General features: G+C 61.7%; 17 protein-coding genes and 1 pseudogene. 5 read left to right on the top strand and 13 right to left on the bottom strand.

Annotated features, from left to right (window positions below):
* Positions 1-13 precede the first annotated feature (13 nt).
* From APH28_RS20620 to APH28_RS20605, 4 genes are all read right to left on the bottom strand, one after another.
* Positions 14-808 carry a class II aldolase/adducin family protein gene (locus APH28_RS20620; protein ID WP_060512374.1) on the bottom strand — a complete coding sequence of 265 codons (795 nt, stop codon included), beginning with the start codon at positions 806-808 and terminating at the stop codon, positions 14-16.
* A gap of 17 nt (positions 809-825) precedes the next feature.
* Entirely contained in the window at positions 826-1,770 is a 945-nt protein-coding gene (locus APH28_RS20615; protein WP_060512373.1) for a D-isomer specific 2-hydroxyacid dehydrogenase family protein, read from the bottom strand.
* The gene (locus tag APH28_RS20610) at positions 1,767-2,900 is read right to left on the bottom strand and encodes an acyl-CoA dehydrogenase family protein (protein ID WP_060512372.1); all 1,134 of its coding nucleotides are present in this window, start codon (positions 2,898-2,900) and stop codon (positions 1,767-1,769) included. The genes APH28_RS20615 and APH28_RS20610 overlap by 4 nt, the downstream gene beginning before the upstream one ends.
* A 169-nt stretch (positions 2,901-3,069) precedes the next feature.
* A complete protein-coding gene (locus APH28_RS20605; protein ID WP_060512371.1) occupies positions 3,070-3,960 on the bottom strand; it encodes a LysR family transcriptional regulator in 891 nt (296 codons plus the stop codon).
* 199 nt (positions 3,961-4,159) lie between these two features.
* On the opposite strand from APH28_RS20605, the gene APH28_RS20600 reads away from it, so the two are divergent.
* A complete protein-coding gene (locus APH28_RS20600; protein ID WP_060512370.1) occupies positions 4,160-5,125 on the top strand; it encodes an ABC transporter substrate-binding protein in 966 nt (321 codons plus the stop codon).
* A 16-nt stretch (positions 5,126-5,141) separates the two neighbouring features.
* Entirely contained in the window at positions 5,142-6,098 is a 957-nt protein-coding gene (locus APH28_RS20595) for an aliphatic sulfonate ABC transporter substrate-binding protein (protein ID WP_060512369.1), read from the top strand.
* A 28-nt stretch (positions 6,099-6,126) separates the two neighbouring features.
* On the opposite strand, the gene APH28_RS20590 is transcribed toward APH28_RS20595, so the two are convergent.
* The 5 genes from APH28_RS20590 to APH28_RS20570 all read right to left on the bottom strand — a co-directional run bounded on the left by APH28_RS20590 (position 6,127) and on the right by APH28_RS20570 (position 11,886).
* A complete protein-coding gene (locus APH28_RS20590) occupies positions 6,127-6,636 on the bottom strand; it encodes a flavin reductase (RefSeq protein WP_177334284.1) in 510 nt (169 codons plus the stop codon).
* Between the two features lie 73 nt (positions 6,637-6,709).
* A complete protein-coding gene (locus APH28_RS20585) occupies positions 6,710-9,196 on the bottom strand; it encodes a TonB-dependent siderophore receptor (protein ID WP_060512367.1) in 2,487 nt (828 codons plus the stop codon).
* A gap of 249 nt (positions 9,197-9,445) precedes the next feature.
* On the bottom strand, positions 9,446-10,816 hold the full coding sequence (chrA, locus tag APH28_RS20580; RefSeq protein WP_060512366.1) for a chromate efflux transporter: 1,371 nt from the start codon (positions 10,814-10,816) through the stop codon (positions 9,446-9,448).
* Between the two features lie 304 nt (positions 10,817-11,120).
* Complete coding sequence (locus APH28_RS28255) at positions 11,121-11,507, bottom strand: hypothetical protein (protein WP_082432356.1); 387 nt, start codon at positions 11,505-11,507, stop codon at positions 11,121-11,123.
* A 133-nt stretch (positions 11,508-11,640) separates the two neighbouring features.
* The gene (locus APH28_RS20570) at positions 11,641-11,886 is read right to left on the bottom strand and encodes a hypothetical protein (RefSeq protein WP_060512364.1); all 246 of its coding nucleotides are present in this window, start codon (positions 11,884-11,886) and stop codon (positions 11,641-11,643) included.
* Positions 11,887-12,056: 170 nt separating this feature from the next.
* Between APH28_RS20570 and APH28_RS20565 the strand changes: the two genes are divergently transcribed.
* Entirely contained in the window at positions 12,057-13,166 is a 1,110-nt protein-coding gene (locus APH28_RS20565; protein ID WP_060512363.1) for a Gfo/Idh/MocA family protein, read from the top strand.
* Between the two features lie 39 nt (positions 13,167-13,205).
* Here APH28_RS20565 and APH28_RS20560 read toward each other — a convergent pair whose 3' ends face one another.
* Complete coding sequence (locus APH28_RS20560; protein ID WP_060512362.1) at positions 13,206-13,670, bottom strand: hemerythrin domain-containing protein; 465 nt, start codon at positions 13,668-13,670, stop codon at positions 13,206-13,208.
* 229 nt (positions 13,671-13,899) lie between these two features.
* On the opposite strand from APH28_RS20560, the gene APH28_RS20555 reads away from it, so the two are divergent.
* Positions 13,900-15,498: a hybrid sensor histidine kinase/response regulator gene (locus APH28_RS20555; RefSeq protein WP_060512361.1), complete on the top strand. Its 1,599-nt coding sequence runs from the start codon at positions 13,900-13,902 to the stop codon at positions 15,496-15,498.
* A gap of 25 nt (positions 15,499-15,523) precedes the next feature.
* Here the strand turns inward: APH28_RS20555 and APH28_RS20550 are convergent.
* The 3 genes and pseudogenes from APH28_RS20550 to APH28_RS20540 all read right to left on the bottom strand — a co-directional run.
* A pseudogene (locus tag APH28_RS20550) lies at positions 15,524-16,495 on the bottom strand (SDR family oxidoreductase); the annotation flags it as partial.
* 72 nt (positions 16,496-16,567) lie between these two features.
* Positions 16,568-16,801, bottom strand: a complete 234-nt coding sequence (locus APH28_RS20545) for a PLD nuclease N-terminal domain-containing protein (protein WP_060512360.1) — start codon at positions 16,799-16,801, stop codon at positions 16,568-16,570.
* A 13-nt stretch (positions 16,802-16,814) separates the two neighbouring features.
* Positions 16,815-18,017: a zinc-dependent alcohol dehydrogenase gene (locus APH28_RS20540; protein ID WP_060512359.1), complete on the bottom strand. Its 1,203-nt coding sequence runs from the start codon at positions 18,015-18,017 to the stop codon at positions 16,815-16,817.
* 382 nt (positions 18,018-18,399) lie between these two features.
* Here APH28_RS20540 and APH28_RS20535 point away from each other — a divergent pair, with 382 nt between their 5' ends.
* Complete coding sequence (locus APH28_RS20535; RefSeq protein ID WP_060512358.1) at positions 18,400-19,278, top strand: manganese catalase family protein; 879 nt, start codon at positions 18,400-18,402, stop codon at positions 19,276-19,278.
* Positions 19,279-19,285 lie beyond the last annotated feature (7 nt).

Raw genomic sequence — 19,285 nt, 5'->3', positions numbered from 1 at the left:
AAACGGATACCTGTCAGTCCTGGTAATCGCGGCCTTCACGGTCCAGCTGGCGGATCAACGCATCCCAATGCCGCTGAATGCCTTCGCCCTTGCCATCGGCAAAGCGCTTCGATTGCTCGTGCACCTTGGCAATCGCCGCCTGTGGCGCATGCAGCAGCTGCGCGTTGCCCCCGGCCTGGGCTGCCACCTGAATGTTGCAGGCCCGCTCCAGCCCATGCAGTTCACGAAACGCATGCTCGACACTGATGCCCCCGGTGAGCAGCCCGTGGTTGCGCAGGATGAGGATGTTGCTGTCGCCCAGGTTGGCCACCAGCCGCTGTTGCTCGTCCAGGTCCAGGGCCACGCCTTCGTAGTCGTGGTAGGCCACCCGGCTGTAATAGCCCAGGGCGTGCTGGGAGATCGGCAGCAGGCCGTCGCGCTGTGCCGACACCGCCGCGCCGTCGCGGGTGTGGGTGTGCAGCACGGCTTTCAGATCGGGCCTGGCGCGGTGAATGGCGCTGTGGATCACATAGCCGGCCTGGTTGATGCCCAGCCCCAGCGGGTCGTCGATGATCGTGCCGTCGACGTCCACCTTGACCAGGTTGGAGGCGCTGATTTCGTCGAACAGCAGGCCGAAGGCGTTGATCAGGAAGTGTTCGACCGGCCCCGGCACGCGGGCCGAGAAATGCGTGTAGATGTGATCGGTCCAGCGGAACAGTGCCGCCAGGCGGTAGGCGGCGGCCAGCTTGACGCGCACGTCCCATTCTTCGGCGCTGACCCGGTCGCGCACGGTGTCGGTATGAGGGGTGATGGCAGACAGTGAACTCATGGTGTGCTCTCCGGTAATCAGTAGCCGCGTGCGGTGTCGACCAAATTGGCCAGGGGCGCCTGCTCGCGGTAGCGGTGGAAGTTGGCGATAAAGGCTTCGAGGAAGGCCGGGTAGCCATCCTCGGAAATGGCCGAGGTGTGGGGTGACAGGAACACCCGTGGGTGCTGGTACAGCGGATGGCCGGCGGGCAGCGGCTCGGGCTCGGTGACATCCAGGCTCGCTCGGCCGATCAGGCCGCTGTCCAGGGCCTCCAGCAGGGCCTCCTGATCGAGCAGGCCGCCGCGAGCGATGTTGATCAGGTGCAGGCCGGGGCGGGCATAGGCCAGCACCTGCCGGTCGATCAGGCCACGGGTGGCCGGGGTGAGCGGGGCGGCCAGCACCAGGTGGTCGCTGCCGGCGAACAGCTGGCGCAGGTCGCTGGCGCGCTCCACGCCAGGCAATTCGGCGATGGCCTGGCCGGGGCGGCTAAGGGCCAGTACCCGCATGCCCAGGGCCACGGCCTTGCGTGCCAGGCTCTGGCCGATGCTGCCAAAGCCGAGGATGCCCAGGGTACGGCCACGCAGGGGTGCCAGCGGGGTCAGGCGCCAGTCGGCATGCTTGACCCACAGCCCGGGCAACTGCTTGGCGGCGGCAAACACCAGGGCCAGGGCGAACTCGGCCACTTGTTCGGCATTGGCGCCTTTGCCACTGGTCACAGGTGCGCCCTTGAACACCCAGTCGGGGTAGAAGTCGATGCCCGAAGACACCAGCTGTACCCACTTGAGCCCCCATGGCCAGCCTGCGGGTGGGGTGTCGACGCGCTGCCCGCGCACGTTGATGGGGCGCAGGATGAAGACGTCGGCGGGGGCCTCCAGGGCCAGCTGGCCATAGGCGATATCGATGACTTCATGGTCCGGCAAGTGCTCGCGCAGTTGCTGGTTGACCTGGGGGTCCAGCTGGCTGGCAATGATCGAATGGCTCATGGCTGCACCTGCGTCAGTGCCGCGCGGCCGACCTGGCCGAACACCACGTCGTCCTGCGGGGTGTGGATGCGGCTGCAGAGCACGTCGCGGTAGTGCCGTTCCAGTGGGTTGCGCCGGGACAGGCCGGGGTTGCCGGCGGCTTCGATGGCCAGCTCCACGGCCTGGATGGCATTGCTGCTGACCAGGTGCTTGAGCTGGCCGGCATGCGGCGCGGCGATCTGCCCGCTGGCGGCGGCGTCGAGCAGACTCTGGTTGGCGAACAGCAGGGTGTCGATGCGGCCCAGCACTTCCTGGAAACGTGGCAGGCTGGCCAGCGGTGCACCCAGATTGGACGGCGTGCGCTGCTTGAGGAAGCCCGCCAGCCAGTCGCGGGCGGCACGGGCCACACCGTCGTACACCGCCGGCAACAGCACGGCCATCCACAGCAGGCTTTCGCCGTCGAGTTCGGCCTTTGGCGCACTTGCAGGGCTGACACTGACGGCGTGGTCGAGGGGGATCAGCACGTCATCAAAGCGCACTTCGTGGCTGCAGGTGGCGCGCATGCCCAGGTGGTCCCAGTCGTCGACGATGGTGATGCCTGGGGTATCGCGATGCACCAGGAAGCCACCCACCAGCGGGTCGCTGTCATCGCTGCGGCCCCACACCAGGTACCAGGTCAGGCCGTGGCTGCCGGTGGAGTAGATCTTGCGGCCGCTCAGGCGCCAGCCTTCGGCGGTGCGCCGTGCCACGGTGGCAGGCAAGCCGCCGCGGGCCGGCGTACCGAGTTCGGGCTCCACGCGCAGGGCATTGATCAGGGCACCGTGCTGCACGGCATCAAAGGCCACGCGTCGGCGCAGGTGCTCGGGCCAGCGCGCTTCGTCCTGCAGGCGGAAGTGCTGCAGGTACTGCATCACCAGGATCAGCGCGGTGGCCGGGTCGCCTTTGCCAACGGCGCTGATGACCCGGCGTGCGCTGGCGAGGTCGGCGCCGCCGCCACCCAAGGCATGCGGCACGGTCAGGGCAAGCAGGCCGTGACGGTGCAGCAGGCTGAAGTTGTCCTGAGGGAACTGGGCACTGCGGTCGTAGCGCTCGGCATTGGCCGCAAGGGCTTGCGTCAGCTCGGCGAGGGCGCTGTCGGAGGGGTGACTCATGGGGTTTCATCCCTGAATGACGGTGTGTTGCCTAAGACCGTATTCGTATGGATGACGTCTGTAAAAGTCTTTTTGGTTCTAAGCTAATTATTAGATTTTTATATTTAGTGTTTTTATATTATGCATGTTTTGCATTTAACGTCGGGGCTGCCTGGCAGCCCCGACAGGCTCAGCCCAGTAGACGGTGGCCAGCCACTTCACCAAACAGTTCCACCGGCTCCTGCAGGTTGCCCAGGTAGCGCGGATGGAACAGCCACAGGTCCACCTGTGGCTTGAAATCGCTGACATTGAGCACATCCAGCGCATCGCGATGCCGGCTGGCCTGCAGCAAGGGTTCCGGGACCAGCCCCAGGCCCTGGCCGTTGGCGACCAGCCCCAGCTGCAACTCGGTGCCGAAGGTCTCCAGATTGATCGACAGGCTCAACCCTTGCTCGCTCAGTGCACGCTGCAGCCCGGCGCGGAAACCGCAGCCGTCAGGGTTGAGCACCCAGCCTCGGGTATAACAGTCCTTGAGCTTGTAGCTGCGTTTGCCTGCGCTGCCCTTGGCTGCCACCACCTTCAGCGGCATGCGTACGATGGACTGGCTGGCGATACCCTCGGGGAAGATCTTGCCGGGTGGGAACAACGCGGCAGCGGCGTCCAGTTCGCCGTTCTCCATGCGCGCGATCAGGCTGCTGCCCCAGCCACTGCTGACCTGGGTACGCAGCTGTGGGTAGGCTTCGCGGATCTGCGCCAGGGCGTCAAGCAGCACCACATCACCCAGGGTCTGCGGTACACCAAGGCGCAGGGTGCCCGACGGGGCGCCATCGTTGGCCACCAGTTCGCGCAGCGAGTCGATCTCACGCAGGATCGCCTTGCACTGCTCGTACACCCGCAGGCCCATGGGGGTAGGTTTGAGGGGTTTGGTGTTGCGGTCGAGCAGGGTGGCGCCGAGGTCTTCCTCGAAGTTCTGCACCCGGCGGGTGATGGCCGGCTGCGTCAGTTGCAGGGCCTCGGCGGCAAGGTTGGTTGACTGGCAACGAATGACCGCGACGAAGGCGTCCATATCATCGATTTTCATAATCGGCGCTCACAGGCTCGAACGGGAAAAATAAAGTAACAGCATAATCGCAAAGGCAGGTAATGCCATCCACATGATTTGGAAAGATAAAAACGCATATTAGGTTATTCCTAAAATTACTTTAATTTATTTGATGGTTCTCGCTAGAGTCGCCTGACCGGGCCGCATGATGCCGCCCGCCAAGACACCGAGGAGCGTCATGTCCATTCGAGCGAAACTATTGACCCTGGCCGCGGCACTGCTGCTGGCCAGCCAGGCCAGCGCCGCTGAGCGCCTGACCCTGCGCATCGGTGACCAGAAGGGCAACATGCGCGCCCAGCTGGAAGCCGCCGACGCCTTGCGCGACTTGCCCTATGACATCCACTGGGCCGAATTCCCTGCTGCCGCGCCGCTAGCCGAGGCGCTCAATGCCGGGGCGATCGATGCCGGCATCATCGGTGATGCGCCGTTGTTGTTCGTGCTGGCCTCGGGGGCCCCGGTCAAGGCAATCGCCGTGGACAAATCCGACCCCTACGGTACAGCGCTGCTGGTGCGGCCTGACGCGCCGCTGCACAGTGCGGCCGAGCTCAAGGGCAAGCGCATCGCCACCGGCCGAGGTTCGATTGGTCATCACTTGGCGCTCAAGGCACTGGACCAGGTTGGGCTGAGCGAGAAAGACGTGGAGTTCCGTTTTCTCGGGCCAGTGGATGCCAAGATCGCCTTGGCCAACGGCTCGGTGGACGCCTGGTCGACCTGGGAGCCTTACACCGCGCTGGCGGAGCTGAGTGGGCAGGGCCGGGTGCTGGTCAACGGCCGCGGCCTGTCCAGCGGCAACAGTTTCCTCGCCGCCACCGACAAGGCCCTTGACCAACCTGCACGGCGTGCGGCGTTGCAGGACTACCTCAACCGCCTGGCGGGCGCGCAAGTGTGGGCCAACCAGCATCTGGACAGTTACTCGAAAACCTTGGCTGCAATCATCGGCTTCCCCGAGGACGCTGCCCGCCTGCAGTTCGAGCGTCGCCAGCTGCGCTGGCAAGTAGTCGACCCGCAGACCGTGGCAGAACAGCAGGACACCGCCGACTTCTATCACGCCCATGGCCTGATGAACGAACGCCTCGACGTGGCTCCCACCTTCGCCAGTGGCTTCACCCTTCCAGGCGCCGCCAAGCTGGCCGCGCAACCCTGACTCCGGAGATCTTTTCATGCCATTGAAACCCTTGCGCCAGCTAGTGCTGGCGCTGCTGGCCAGTGCGTTGCTGCCAAGCCTGGCCAGCGCCGAGCAGACCCTGCGCATCGGCTACCAGAAGTCCTCGACCCTGCTGACCCTGCTCAAGGCTCGCGGCAGCCTCGAGCAACGCCTGCAGGCCGAGGGCATTCGTGTCACCTGGCACGAGTTTCCCAGCGGGTTGCCGCTGCTGGAGGCGCTGAACCTGGGCAATGTCGACCTGTCGGCAGATGTTGCCGACACCGTGCCGGTGTTTACCCAGGCGGCGGGTGCCAAGCTGACTTACTTCGCCCGCGAAACCCCCTCGCCAACTGCCCAGGCGATCCTGGTGCCGGCGGACTCGCCGCTCAAGACCCTGGCCGACCTCAAAGGCAAGCGCGTGGCGGTGACGAAGGCAGCGGGCAGCCACTACCTGCTGATCCAGGCCCTGGCCAAGGCGGGCCTCACCTTCAAGGACATCACCCCGGCCTACCTGATTCCCGCCGATGGCCGCGCCGCGTTCGAGAACCACAAGGTCGACGCGTGGGTAACCTGGGACCCGTACGTGGCCAGTGCCCAGCGTCAGCAGCATGCGCGCATCCTGGCCGATGGCAGCGAGCTGGCCAGCTACCAGCGTTACTACCTGGCCGGCAGCGATTACGCCAAGGCCCACCCCGAGGTGTTGCAGCAGGTCTACCTGGCCTTGCGCGAGGTCGGTGCCTGGACCAAGGCCAACCCGGCAGAAGCCGCGCGTATCCTTGGCCCGCTGTGGGGTAACCTGGACAGTGTCACGGTGCAGCAGGCCAACGCACGGCGCAGTTATGACGTGCAGCCTGTGAAGCGGGAGAACCTGGCCGAGCAGCAGCGCATCGCCGATGCGTTCTATCGCGAGGGGTTGCTGCCAAAGGCGGTGGATGCCAGCGCGGTGAGCCTTTATGAGCCGGCGCAGCCCTAGTCATCGCAAGCAGAGCTTGCCGGGCCGCTCAGGAGAAGCCGCCGTAACGGCCCGAGGCATACAGCAATGGCAGCTCGTCGCTGTGCCAGCATTCCAGGACTTCAGCGATCGCCACCAGATGCGTGCCGATGTGGTGGAGTTCGCTGATACGGCAATCGAAACCGGCCGCGCTGGCCAGCAGTGCCGGGTTGCCGCTGGCCAATCGCCGCCAGGCGTGGCGGCCAAAGCGTTGTTCTGCAGGCAGTCCCCCGGCGAAGTCACCGGCGACAGACTCGGCATTTTCCTTCAGTACGTTGACGCAGAAGCGCTTGTGCTGGATCAGGTGTGGGTAAATGCTGGCGCTCGCGTTCACCGCGACCAGTACGGTGGGTGGGTCGAGTGTCACCGAGCTGAAGGCCGTGGCTGTCAGGCCGTAGTCGCCGTCACTGCCTGCACAGGTGATGATGTTGACCGATGCCGCCGTATTACGCATGGCCAGTTTGAAGGCATTGGCGTCGACAACATCCACGGGAGGATTTTCCAGAACAAGCACAGTCATCGGGACCTCAGGTTTCATTGATTGTGAGAGTGACGGAGCGCGCAGGTTGCTGCTGGGTAACCTGCGCATGCAGTCAGAAGTCGTAGGCGATCTTGGTGTACCAGAACCCGCCGCCAGGATGGAAAGGCGGGGATCCGTAGTTGTACTTGTAGGCAGCCTGGGTGATGCCATTGTTGTCGGGGCGCACGTTGAAGATGTTGGTACCGCCGACGCTGAGCGTCAGGCTGTCGAACAGCAGGTAGGACAGGTCGAGGTCGGTGATCCACTTGGCGCCGAATGAACGGTCATTGGCGGCATTCTGTTGCCAGGTCTCGACCTTGCCGTAGCGAGTGGTCTGCAGGTTGGCGGCGAAGTCGCCGAGGGTCCAGTTGGCCCCCAGTATCCATTTGCTGCGTGGTGTGGCTGCCACCAGCAAGCCTTCTGCGGCATGCCCCACGACACTGACGCCGGCGTTTTGCAGGGCGGCCGGCGTGCCGCGGCTGCCCTCGAGGGTGGTCTTGTTGTAATTGAACGCAGCGCTCCAGCGTACATCGCCCCAGGCGCCGAACTGGCTGCTGTGATCGGCTACCAGGTCGATACCGCGGGTGCGCGTATCGAAGGCGTTGGTGTAATAACTGACCCACGTGTTGCGGGCCACGCCGACCGACTCGAGGATGTCGCCGATCACGCCGCTGCCGTTGCTGCGGTCATACAGGTTTTCGCTGAGCAGGATGCGGTCGTCGATATCGATCACGTAGGCGTCGGCGGTAAAGCTGGTGCGCGGCGCTGGCTGCCAGGTGATGCCAAGGCCTGCATTGCGCGATTTTTCTGGCTTCAGATCCGTTGCGCCCAACGCCTGGGCCACGGGGCTGTCTGGCGTGGCGGTGTAACGCAAGGCAGGCACCGCGTTGCCATTCGCGTCGGCCGCGGTACGGTTATCGGTGACGGTGTAGCCGAGCTGGGTCAGAGAGGGCGCGCGGAAGCCGGAACCCAGTGTGCCGCGAACGGCGACCTGGTCAGTGAGCGCGTAGCGTGAGTTGAGTTTGAAGCTGTAGGTGTTTTCCTTGATGTCGTCATAGTGCTCCGCACGCCCGGCGATGCCGACGTACCATTTCGGCGTGAGATCAAAACCCAGGTCCAGATAGGCCGCATAGTTGTTGCGCTTCAGATCCGCTTCATCTTCCGGTCGGATTGCCAGTACGCCCTGCGCGCCGGTTGACGGTTGCGCACCGTTGGCGACATACAGCGGGCTACCCACGGGGAAGGTGTAGGGGCCGACGCTGTAGGCACGTGGGTCATTGCCGGCAAATGTCCGGAAGCGTTCCCAGCGGTGTTCCAGGCCGACAGACACCTGGGTGGGAACAGAAACACCGAACAGCCCATCGAAATGGCGCGTGATATCCAGGTTGTTGACCCACTGCTCGAACTGCAGGGTTGCCAGATCATCCCACTGGGTCGGCGACGCCGGGCCATAGGTCGGGTTGGCAGTCAGGTCACTGGCATGCTCGATCTTGTCGCGGCCATAGGTAGTGGACAGGTCCCAATCCCAATCTGCGGCGTTACCTTTACCCCCGAACAGGAACTGGTAGTCAGTATCCTTGAGGTTGTTCAAGGGGTAGTAGCCGTCGGGAAACAGCGCCGGGATTGACGCCGCGCCATTGGCTGCGCGCAACTGATTGTTGGCTTCGGTCTTGCGCTCGCCATAGGTGGCGTAGGAGTAGAGTTTGAGGTCGTCGGATAACGGCAGCTCGGCGTTGTAGGCGAGGTTGAACGCTTTCAGGTCAGGGTCGCCGTTCCGGGTGCTCACATGATCCCAGCTGGCCTGGCGATCATCTTCAAAAAACGCCCGCACGCTGTCGGGTGATTTGCCGACCCAGGTGGCTGTACCGCGTTTGCGAGCGTCGGCAGAAAGGTGCAGGAAGCCCCCGTCACCCAGCGCGAAACCATGATCGGCAGCGGTCTTGATGGTTTCGCCCTGGCCCGAGAACAATTGGCCGTAGCTGGCCTCGGCATAGCCGCCGGAAGCGTTGCTCTTGAGGATGATGTTGATGACCCCGGCCACCGCATCAGAGCCGTACTGGGCGGCGGCGCTGTCCTTGAGCACCTCGATATGGTCGACCGCACTGATCGGGATCATGTCGATGTCGACTGCGTTGGCACCACTGGTGTCGATACTGCCATTGGCGGGGGCCGCGCCGTTATGCCGGCGTTTGCCGTTGACCAGTACCAACGTGTACGCCGGCCCTAGGCCGCGGTTGCTGAGCGGCCGTACTGACGAATTGACCCCGGCGATGTTGGTGCCGAAGTTGAACGAAGGCAGCAACTTGGATATGGCTTCCGACAGTTCGGCCCGGCCGGTTTTGAGCAATTGCTCGCTGTTGATGATGTCGATGGGCGTTGGGCTGTCGGCGACAGTGCGCTGCTGCCCACGCAGGCCGGTGGAAATCACCGAGACGGTGCCGAGCCGGGTTTCTTCCGGCTCGGCTGCCTGCACTGAGAGTTGCGGCAGCGCCAGGCAGGTAACAAGTGCGGTCAGCCCTGATCGCAGCGCAAAGGGCGGGCGTTGGTTGATGTGCAGCATATCGATTTCTCACCACAGGTTCAGGGTATGGAGCGATCAGTGCCGACTCCTTCGGCGCCCCAGCGTGATGAGGTAGCTGCATAAGACCGTATGCTTATATTTTTCTTCTGTAAAAGGCTTTTTGGGTCTAAGCTAATTATGAGTTTTACTGATTGTTGTTTCTGTTAAGTATGCGATATGGGCATATTGATTCATGAAAAACAATGGTTTCGTTGAGCTAAAATGTACTGCTGAGCAGATGCTCAGGCTTCATGCCCGCAACAGGTGAACGGCCAGGCCAGCCAGGGCGCAGGCGAACAGCACCTGAATCACGCCCCGCTTGAAGCGGAACAAAGCAATCGCCGCTGCAGCGGCAATCACTGCGCAAGGCCAGTCAAATGCTCCGCCAAAGCCTTTCGGCCAAAGCACGTGGTAGCCGAAGAACAGGGCGAGGTTCAGAATCACGCCCACTACTGCAGCCGTGATCGCCGTCAGCGGTGCGGTAAATTTAATCTCGTTGTGGGTCGACTCTACCAACGGGCCACCGATGAGAATGAACAGGAACGATGGCAAAAAGGTGAACCAGGTGACGAGGCTCGCCGCGACAGCGCCGGCAAGGAATGGGTGTTCGCTGCCGAACATCGGCTGGACGTAGCCACCGATGAAGCCGACGAAGGCCACCACCATGATCAATGGCCCTGGCGTGGTTTCCCCCAAGGCAAGGCCATCGATCATCTGGGTTGGCGTCAGCCAACCGTAGTGCCCGACAGCGCCCTGGTAAACATAGGGCAGCACCGCGTATGCGCCGCCAAACGTCATCAGGGCGGCCTTGGTGAAGAACCAGCCCATCTGCGTCAGGGTGCCGTCCCAGCCAAACGACAGCGTCAGCAACCCCATGGGCAGCACCCACAGTCCTGCACCGACCAGCAGCAGCCGTAGCAGATGCCCCCAGCTGAAACGGGCATGTTCAGGGGTTGGCGTGTCGTCATCGATCACAGCCGGGCCAAAGCCGTTCTTCGCCGCCCCGTGGCTACCGCCGAGCATGAATTTGCCTGGGGCGAAGCGACCACCCAGATAGCCGATGATGGCAGCCATCAGCACTATCAGTGGGAACGGCACGTTGAAGGCGAAGATGGCGATGAACGAGGCTCCGGCCATGGCCCACAGCCAGCCATTCTTCAGGGCCCGTGAACCAATCCGGTGGGCGGCGTGGACGACAATGGCCGTGACCGCCGGCTTGATGCCATAGAAAATCCCCGCGACTATCGGTACCTCGCCAAAGGCGACATAGACCCAGGACAAAGCGATCAGGATGACCAACGAAGGCAGCACGAACAAGGCGCCGGCAATCACCCCGCCCCAGCTGCGGTGCATGAGCCAACCGATATACGTGGCGAGCTGCTGAGCCTCGGGGCCGGGCAGCAACATGCAGTAGTTCAGCGCGTGCAGAAAGCGCTTCTCGCTGATCCACCGCCTGCGCTCGACCAGCTCCTGGTGCATGATCGAGATCTGTCCGGCGGGCCCGCCAAAGCTGATGAAGCCTAACTTGAGCCAGAACAGGAAGGCTTGATAGAGGCCGATCGGCTGCTGAGTCGCTTGCGATGGCGGCTGTTCACTGACTGTGGAGGTGGTATCAACCATGTGCGGTTTCCTCACTTGCGAAAGCCGTTAGCAGGCCATCGAAGATGCCTCCAGCGACCACAGTCGGTCATCATTAAGCGAGACCAATGCAAAAGCAATGACCGAGAAAAAAAATGAGGAAGAGGGCAGCAATGACTCAGGCGCGTGGGTGTCGTCTCGGAGCGCGTGTCAGCACCTTTACGCGCCGTCGATGATACCGCTGGGAGTGGGCATAGGAACAGGCATGTCCAAGGGCATCATGGCCAAGCTTTCGCCCCTGGGCACGCCTATGGGTCAGTTCAAGAGTAATGCTCGCATCCGGCCTTCAACTACCTGAGCCGCTAGCGCCCGAGCCGCCGGTGCCGGTGCCGGTGCCGGTGCCGGTGCCGCCGCCAGTGTCCGTGCCGGTACCATTGCCGCTGCCGCTTCCGCTTCCGCTTCCGCTTCCAGTACCAGTCCCCGAGCCGTTTGTGGTGCCATCACCACCGGTATTGTCAGTGCCATTGCTATCTGTACCTCCTGAGCCGGTACCCATGCCATCCCCAGGCGTACCTGAGCCGGTGGCGCCGCCATTGCCATTCATGTGGCCGCTGTCTTGGGTTTGCGTGCCAGGCGCGCGTTGGTCGTTCATGTCAGTGGCGGCCAGCACAAGGGGTGCGCTGATGCCAAGGCACAGTGCCAATAATACTGTGTGGGTTCTGAGGGCCTTCATGGTTAATCTCCTTTTAGGGTGTTCACCCTTACTTCGTCCTGCCCGTGTGGTGACCTGTGCGATGGCGCCGACGGGTGGAACGAACATCTCAGGCGCCGTACTTTGCGGTGCACATAGGCACGAACCCGTGGATTCAGCCCGGCTCCATCGCGGTGTTTTTCTTCCAGCCTCGCAGGTTCATGACGCCCAGACAGGCCTGCAGGATAATCAGCGCCCAAGCCTGTGCCTGCCATCCCCATACCCCCCACAGCACGTTGCTGGCGATGAAGCAGCAGAAGCCCAGCTTGCGTCTGCCCGGGCGCCGTGAACCGATGCACCAGGCGGCCAGCACGGTGAGGACCATGGCAGGCCATTCGAGAAAGTCGATCCAGTCATTCATCACGCGATACCCAAACTGATTGCGTTTCGATGTGGGACTGACGAGCTTCCATCCAGGTTCATAACGCTTTGCCGACACTCACGACGGCCAGATTTATGGAACCTCACGGCCGAACGACCTGCCCACTCTGGTAACCGACATCAATCATCGTCACGACAAGGAGGGGTTTCATGCCCAATGCAGCAGGCAAGATCCGCTATGGCGTAGTGGCTGGCGGCTCGATTTCCCAAGGCGCGTTCATGCCGGGCATCGGCCAGACCGACAACTCGGTCATGACCGCATTGGTCACCGACGACCCGCAGAAGGCGACGGCACTGGCTGATCGGTACGGGCTCAAAGCCTATGCCTACGAAGATTACGCGGCGCTGCTCGGCTCGGGCGAAGTGGATGCGGTGTACGTCGCCACGCCGAATTTTCGCCACCGCGAGTTCGTGATTCCGGCGCTGGAGGCGGGCATCCATGTGCTGTTGGAAAAACCCATGGGCACCGACGAAGCCGATTGCCAGGCAATGATCGAGGCTTCCCGGCGGACAGGCGCCAGGCTGATGGTCGCCTACCGCCTGCACTGCGAGCCCGGCACGCTGGACATGATCGAGCGGGTGCATGCCGGCAATTTCGGTGAGCCGCGGCTGTTTACCTCGACCTTTACCCAGCGCGTCAAGCCTGACAACCACCGGGCGCAGAACGGCTTCGGTGCAGGCCCCGTAGCCGACATGGGGCCGTACCCGCTGAACATGGTGCGCCAATTGTTCAATGCCGAGCCCATCGAGGTTGCTGCAGTGGGCGTGCACTCGCCGGGCAGCAGCATCGACACCTGGGACACGGTCACCGTCAGCCTGCGCTTTCCCGATGAGCGCCTGGCTCAGTTCACCGTCAGCTACACCTTGCCGGACACTGAGCGTTTCCAGTTGCTGGGGAGCAAGGGCGAAATCGAAGCCTCGCCGTGCTTTGGATATGGGGAAGGTGTGGCGATCAGTTACCGGGCGACCATTGACGGCGAAACCCGCGTCCACGTGAACCCGGTCGTCGATCAATTCGCCGGAGAAACCGCTTACTTTTCCGACTGCATATTGAGCAACCTGGCGCCGGAGCCTGATGGTGAGGAGGGCTGGCGTGATGTGCGGGTAATAGCGGCGATCCAGCGCGCGCTGGAAACCGGCCAACCGCAGGCTCTGGAGCCGCTGGCACCACGGCCGTTTGCCCGGCGCCGTGAGCAGCGCCGGGCATTCCCGCTGGCGTCGGTGCCGCCGATGGTCAACACCGAGTCGCCCACTGAGTAAACCCGGGCCAGCGCGCCCGGATGGGCGCGCTGGCGGTTATCACGCTGCGCGCTGTTCGCCCTTGAGCAGTTTCTTCTGCGCCTCCATGGCCTGGCCCATCTCTTCCAGCGCCTGCTTGCCCAGCAGCTTGCGTGCGGTAGGGAACAGCTCGCTTTCTTCCTCCTCGATATGGTGCTCAAGCAGTTCCTTCATCACCTTGACCCGGCCGGCGAACTCCACGGTGCCGGTATCGGTCTGCAGCAGGTCGGGTATGACCAGCGAGTCGACCGTGCGGTGTTCCTCCTTGGCCTCGTAATACATCTTTGCTTCTTCCTTGCCGCCGGCCTGCTTGATCGCGGGGTACAGGATTTCTTCTTCCAGAGCCGTATGGATACTCACTTCCTGCTTGATGCGCTCGAGCAGTTCGGCGCGTTTTTTCACGGCGCGTTCGGTGGTAGAGGACAGTTCCTCGAGCAGTTTCTTCACCAGTTGATGGTCCTGGATCAGCAGTTCGATTGCGTTCATGGGACACCTCTTCAGGGGCTGGGAAAAATCACGGTTGCTCTCGATGGAGTAGGCGACGCGCAGAAGGGTTCAATGCAGATGATGGGCCCATAAGGTGAAACTAAGCGAAGCGACGGCGAGTCGACAGTAGTGCACCGATCATCATTTCAAGCGCAGCGGTGAGGGGTGAGCAATTTGCCCTTTATCGTTGTCCAGATCGGTCAGCATCACAGTGATCAAGGAGGTTTGCTTGACCAGCAAGAAGGCGCGCGTCAGTAACCAGGCATCAGGCGACATCACTCAGCTGCCGAACGACATTTTTTTCGCAGCCGTGGAAACCACCCGCATGCCAATGATCGTCACCGACCCCAACCGTGACGACAACCCGATCATCTTCGCCAATCGGGCGTTTCTGGAAATGACGGGCTATGGCCTTGGGGAGATCATCGGACGCAATTGTCGGTTCTTGCAGGGCCCTGAGACCGATGCTTCGGTCGTCGACACCTTGCGCGATTCCATCGCACAGCGTGTCGATATAGCCACTGAAATTCTCAATTACCGCAAGGACGGCTCCAGCTTCTGGAATGCGCTGTTCATCTCCCCGATATTCAACGAGCGCGGCGACCTCGTTTACTACTTCGCCTCGCAACTGGACGTAAGCCGTCGGCGTGACGCTGAAGACGCACTGCGCCAGGCGCAGAAGATGGAAGCGCTGGGGCAATTGACCGGGGGTATTGCCCACGATTTCAACAATCTGCTGCAGGTTATGGGCGGGTACTTAGGTTTGATCGCAAGCGAAGCAGACAAATCCCAGGTCGATCTCAACCGGGTCCGGCGCAGTGTGGGGCACGCCCAGACGGCGGTTGAGCGCGCCAGTACCTTGACCAAGCAGTTGCTGGCCTTTGCCCGCAAGCAGAAATTGCATGGGCGCGTCCTTAATCTTAATCACCTGATCGATGATGTGCGGCCGATGATGGAGCGAACCTTTGGTGCCGAGGTGGTAGTGGAGTTCGACCTCGAAACCAGACTGCGAAATTGCCGCATCGATGCCACACAGGCCGAAATGGCGTTGCTCAACGTCTTCATGAATGCGCGTGACGCGCTCATCGGACGCAAACGCCCGCACGTGTTCATTGAAACCCGCAATGTCCAGGTCACGGACATCAACCTGTCCTTCGATGGCCTGCTGCCAGGGAACTACGTGAGCTTGTCGGTCACCGACAATGGGATCGGCATCCCGGCCAGCATCCGTGATCGGGTAATGGACCCTTTCTTCACCACCAAGGAGGAGGGCAAGGGCTCCGGCCTCGGCTTGTCAATGGTGTACGGCTTTGCCAAGCAGTCCGGCGGGGCTGCGCGCATCTATACCGAAGAAGGCGAGGGCACCACGCTGCGTCTGTACTTCCCGGTTGACGAGGCCAACATCGTCCCGCAAAAGCCCAACAAGGTGGCTGAGCGTAGCGCCGGCACCGAGCGTATCCTCATCGTCGAAGACCGGCCGGATGTGGCGGAACTGGCCAAGATGGTACTGGAGGATTACGGCTATGCCGCCGACATGGTGCTCAATGCGCGTGAAGCCTTGAAGCTGATACAGGCAGGTGAACGCTACGACCTGTTGTTCACCGACCTGATCATGCCGGGCGGCATGAATGGGGTCATGCTCGCCCGAGAGGTGCGCCGCCTGCAACCGCAGATCAAGGTGCTGCTGACCACCGGCTACGCGGAAAACTCGATAGAACGCACCGATATCGGGGGTTCTGAGTTCGAGGTCATTTCCAAACCCTGTCAACCCCACGACCTTGTCCGCAGGGTAAGGCAAGTCCTTGATGGTCCGACCGGCGTGGGTTGAGGCTACGAGGCCGGCCTGCCGCCAATCATCGGCGCCGGCGCTGCCCGTGGGAAATCACAAGCACCGCTAGCAGCCCGATTACGGCTGCACTTAGCAGCAGAGGGGTTCTATTTTCCGGATTTCTCCAACCACCCTCGATACTTCGCCGGCCAGTCGGCGGCTCAAAGAGATTACCCGACGACTGCTCGGCGGCGGGGCTGCGGTTCAATCCCCACCGCGTCAGCCACCCCGACAATAGCGGCAGCCCAGGTACGAGGTAGCTGGCCAGATGCGCAAGGCGCGCAGCAGTGCCAACGGTGGTGTGAGCCTGAGGTGAGATGGCGCAGGCCACCATTGCCTTCGCTACCTGTTCGGGGTCGTAAATCGGGCCTGGCGGGGTCAACGCATGTCCTGTGTAGTTGCCGCCGTCTCGGAAGCCGGGTGTGTCCATGACGGCTGGAAAGATATCGCACACATGGATGTGAGGAAAATCCGTTAATTCGCCCCTCAGCGCCTCGGTCAGCCCACGCAATCCGAACTTGCTGGCCGAGTAGGCGGCTGCATACGGTTGGGCCACCCAGCTGCCCAGCGACAGCGTGTTGATCAGAATGCCGCTCCCTTGCGCCTTGAAGAAGGGAAGGGCCACGTAGGCACCTCGCAGGTAACCGATCAGGTCGGTCTGAATAACCTGCTCATGAGCCTCCAGTGGCGTATCCTCGAAGTTGCCGACCGCCCCCACGCCGGCATTGTTGACCCAGATATCGATCCGACCTTGGCCAAATTCCGCAGCCTGCAGGGCCAACGCTTGAACCTGGTCGCTATGGGTGACGTCGGTCGTAACCGCCAGGGCATCCGTACCGCAATCGGTGCATTCATCCAGGACATCGAACAACGCTTCTTCATCGCGTGCTGCGAGTACCAGGCGAGCACCTTTGCAAGCGAATGCGTGCGCGGCGGCGCGGCCTATGCCGCTGGATGCGCCGGTGATGACGACCACCTTGCCGCGCAGCGGCCCTTTGAATGAAAGGTCACTGCCAGTCGCTCGATCGATCATGTTTTGAAAACCTCCTCAAGGTGGCGCTCGTAAACATCAGCCTTTGCTGTGCTCGTCGGAAGTGGGGCCCGTGCCTCGCTTGATGCCCCGAGGGCCAGCAACGCCCCATATGCCCAGGCCAATGAGAGGGAACACCACGATCAGCAGGGCCCACGCCGCTTTGACGGCATCCGTCTTGTCGCTCCTGAACACGCTGACGATGGCCCACAGGTCAATGAGCAATAAAATTGCCACCACGGCAATCCAGAAGTAGCTGGCCAGACCATTCATGTGCTTGCCTCCACTAGATGTAGTCAGGGCCCAAGGTGCCCGCTGCAGCCCCTGGCACCAGGATCACCTTGCGACAGTTGTCCTGCTTTTGATCGAACATCTTGTAGCCCATGGCTGCCTCTTCGAGGGCCAGGCGGTGGGTGACGATCAGTTCCGGTTGCAGGCGGCCTGCTTCGATGTGCTCAAGCAGTTCAGGCAGGTATTTCTGGACGTGGGTCTGACCCATCTTGAAGGTGAGGCCTTTGTCGAAGGCATCGCCGAACATGAACGCATGGATGAAGCCGGCGTACACACCAGGGACGCTGACAACGCCGCCACGACGCACTGCAGCAATGCTCTGGCGCAGCGCCTTGCCACTGCTGCCTTCGATCTTGAGCGCCGTCATGACTGTTTCGGCGGTACTGCCTTTAGCCTCGAAGCCAACCGCGTCGATCACCGCATCCACCCCGCGCATGCCTGGCGTCTGCCGGATGATGCTGTCTGCCGGGTCGTCGTCCTGCTCGAAGTTGATCGGTATGACGCCGTAAGCCTCCTTGGCGTAGGCCAAGCGGTAGTCGTTGTCATCCACCATGAAAATGGTCTGAGCCCCAAGCATCCGCGCACAAGCGGCGCTCAGCAAACCCACCGGCCCGGCACCGTAGATCGCCACGGATGAACCCTGGCCAATTTCGGCATTGATGACCGCCTGCCATGCAGTCGGCAGGATGTCCGAGAGGAACAGCACTTTGTCATCGGCCAGTTCAGTGGGCACTTTGAACGGGCCAACGTTACCTTTGGGTACCCGGACGTAATCGGCCTGTCCGCCTGGGATGCCTCCGTAGAGGTGGCTGTACCCAAACAGCGCTGCGCCAGGCGGGATTCCCTTCTTGTTGATAATTGCACCACGCCCGGTATTGGTGGTTTCACAGGCAGCGAACAGATCGTGCTGGCAGAAGAAGCAACTGCCGCAGGCGATCACGAATGGAATCACGACGCGGTCGCCGACCTGCAGGTTGGTGACTGCATTACCGGTGTCTTCGACGATGCCCATGAACTCATGGCCGAAGATATCGCCCGCTTCGGTTTGTGGAATCTTACCGTGGTAGAGGTGCAAGTCGGAGCCGCAAATGGCGGTTGCAGTCACCCTGAGGATGATGTCGTCTGCTTGCTCGATGATGGGATCAGGGACGTTGTCGACCCTGACGTCGTGTGCTCCGTGATAGGTCAATGCTCTCATGGCGTCAGCTCCTGTAGCCGCTTGTTTCCGTCATAGGTATTCAAGGGAAGCCACGGGAGGCGGCGAAGTTCAGACTAACTCGTCCGGTGGTACAAGAAATTCGCTAAAAAAATCGCCAGCCCTAAATAGTATTGTGATGAAGTTATTGGGAAGCCTGTCTTTAGCCGACGTGAGTTCCAGACAGCAATAGAAGTGGGCGCTAATTATTGGAGGAAATTATTTTTGGAATTTGTGTGATGAGGGTTATTTGAACTTTTGCAAGTAATCCGTCCGTCCTGAACTTTACTTCCTGTTTGGCACGATACTCATGAGGTTCCACTCCCAGCCTTTGACGACGCCTGCAAATAGTGATGGGCGTTCGACTAGCCGCGAGGAGCTAACCATGTTTATTCATAACAAACGCTTGCAATATACCGTGAGGGTGGCGCAGCCCAATCCGGGCCTTGCCAACCTGTTGCTTGAACAATTCGGTGGTGCCCAAGGTGAGCTGGCGGCTGCCGGCCGCTATTTCACCCAGGCATTGGCCGAGGACGATCCGGGGCGTAAGGACCTGCTCATGGATATCGCCACCGAGGAACTCAGCCACCTGGAGATCGTTGGCTCCATCATCGTCATGCTCAACAAGGGCGCCAAAGGTCGCTTGGCCGAGGGCGTTGAAGAAGAGGGCGATTTGTATCGAGCGATCAATGGTGCGGGCAATGACTCACACATCACCAGCATCCTCTATGGTGCTGGCGCCCCGCTCACCAACTCGGCTGGCGTCCCTTGGAGCGCTGCCTATGTCGATACCATCGGTGAGCCTACGGCTGACTTTCGGTCGAATATCGCGGCTGAAGCGCGGGCCAAGATCGTCTACGAGCGCCTGATGAACGTGACCGATGACCCAGGGGTCAAGGAGGCCCTGGGCTTCCTCATGACACGGGAAATCGCCCATCAGCTCTCCTTTGAGAAGGCGCTTCACGCCATTCAGCCGAATTTCCCTCAAGGCAAACTCCCTGGCATGCCTGCGTTTACCAACAAGTACTTCAATATGTCCGGTGAACCCAATGTACGTGGCCCTTGGAACGAGGGCAGCGAGTGGGAATACGTGGAAAACCCGTCGGCTGCCGTCGATGGAGGCGATGGCACCGCTTCGGTGACGCTTGCCCCTGCTGAGGCGGAAACTGTGGAGGCAATGAAGCTTCGGACGATGTCTGACCCAACCAGCAGTCCGGTCACCGGTGCAGACCTCGGCTCCGGCTTGATCAATGGCAAAGACTGAGCTCCCG

It is taken from the genome of Pseudomonas sp. NBRC 111124, assembly GCF_001320245.1.
Taxonomy (GTDB): Bacteria; Pseudomonadota; Gammaproteobacteria; order Pseudomonadales; family Pseudomonadaceae; genus Aquipseudomonas.
This window is presented reverse-complemented; position numbering and strand designations above follow the sequence as displayed.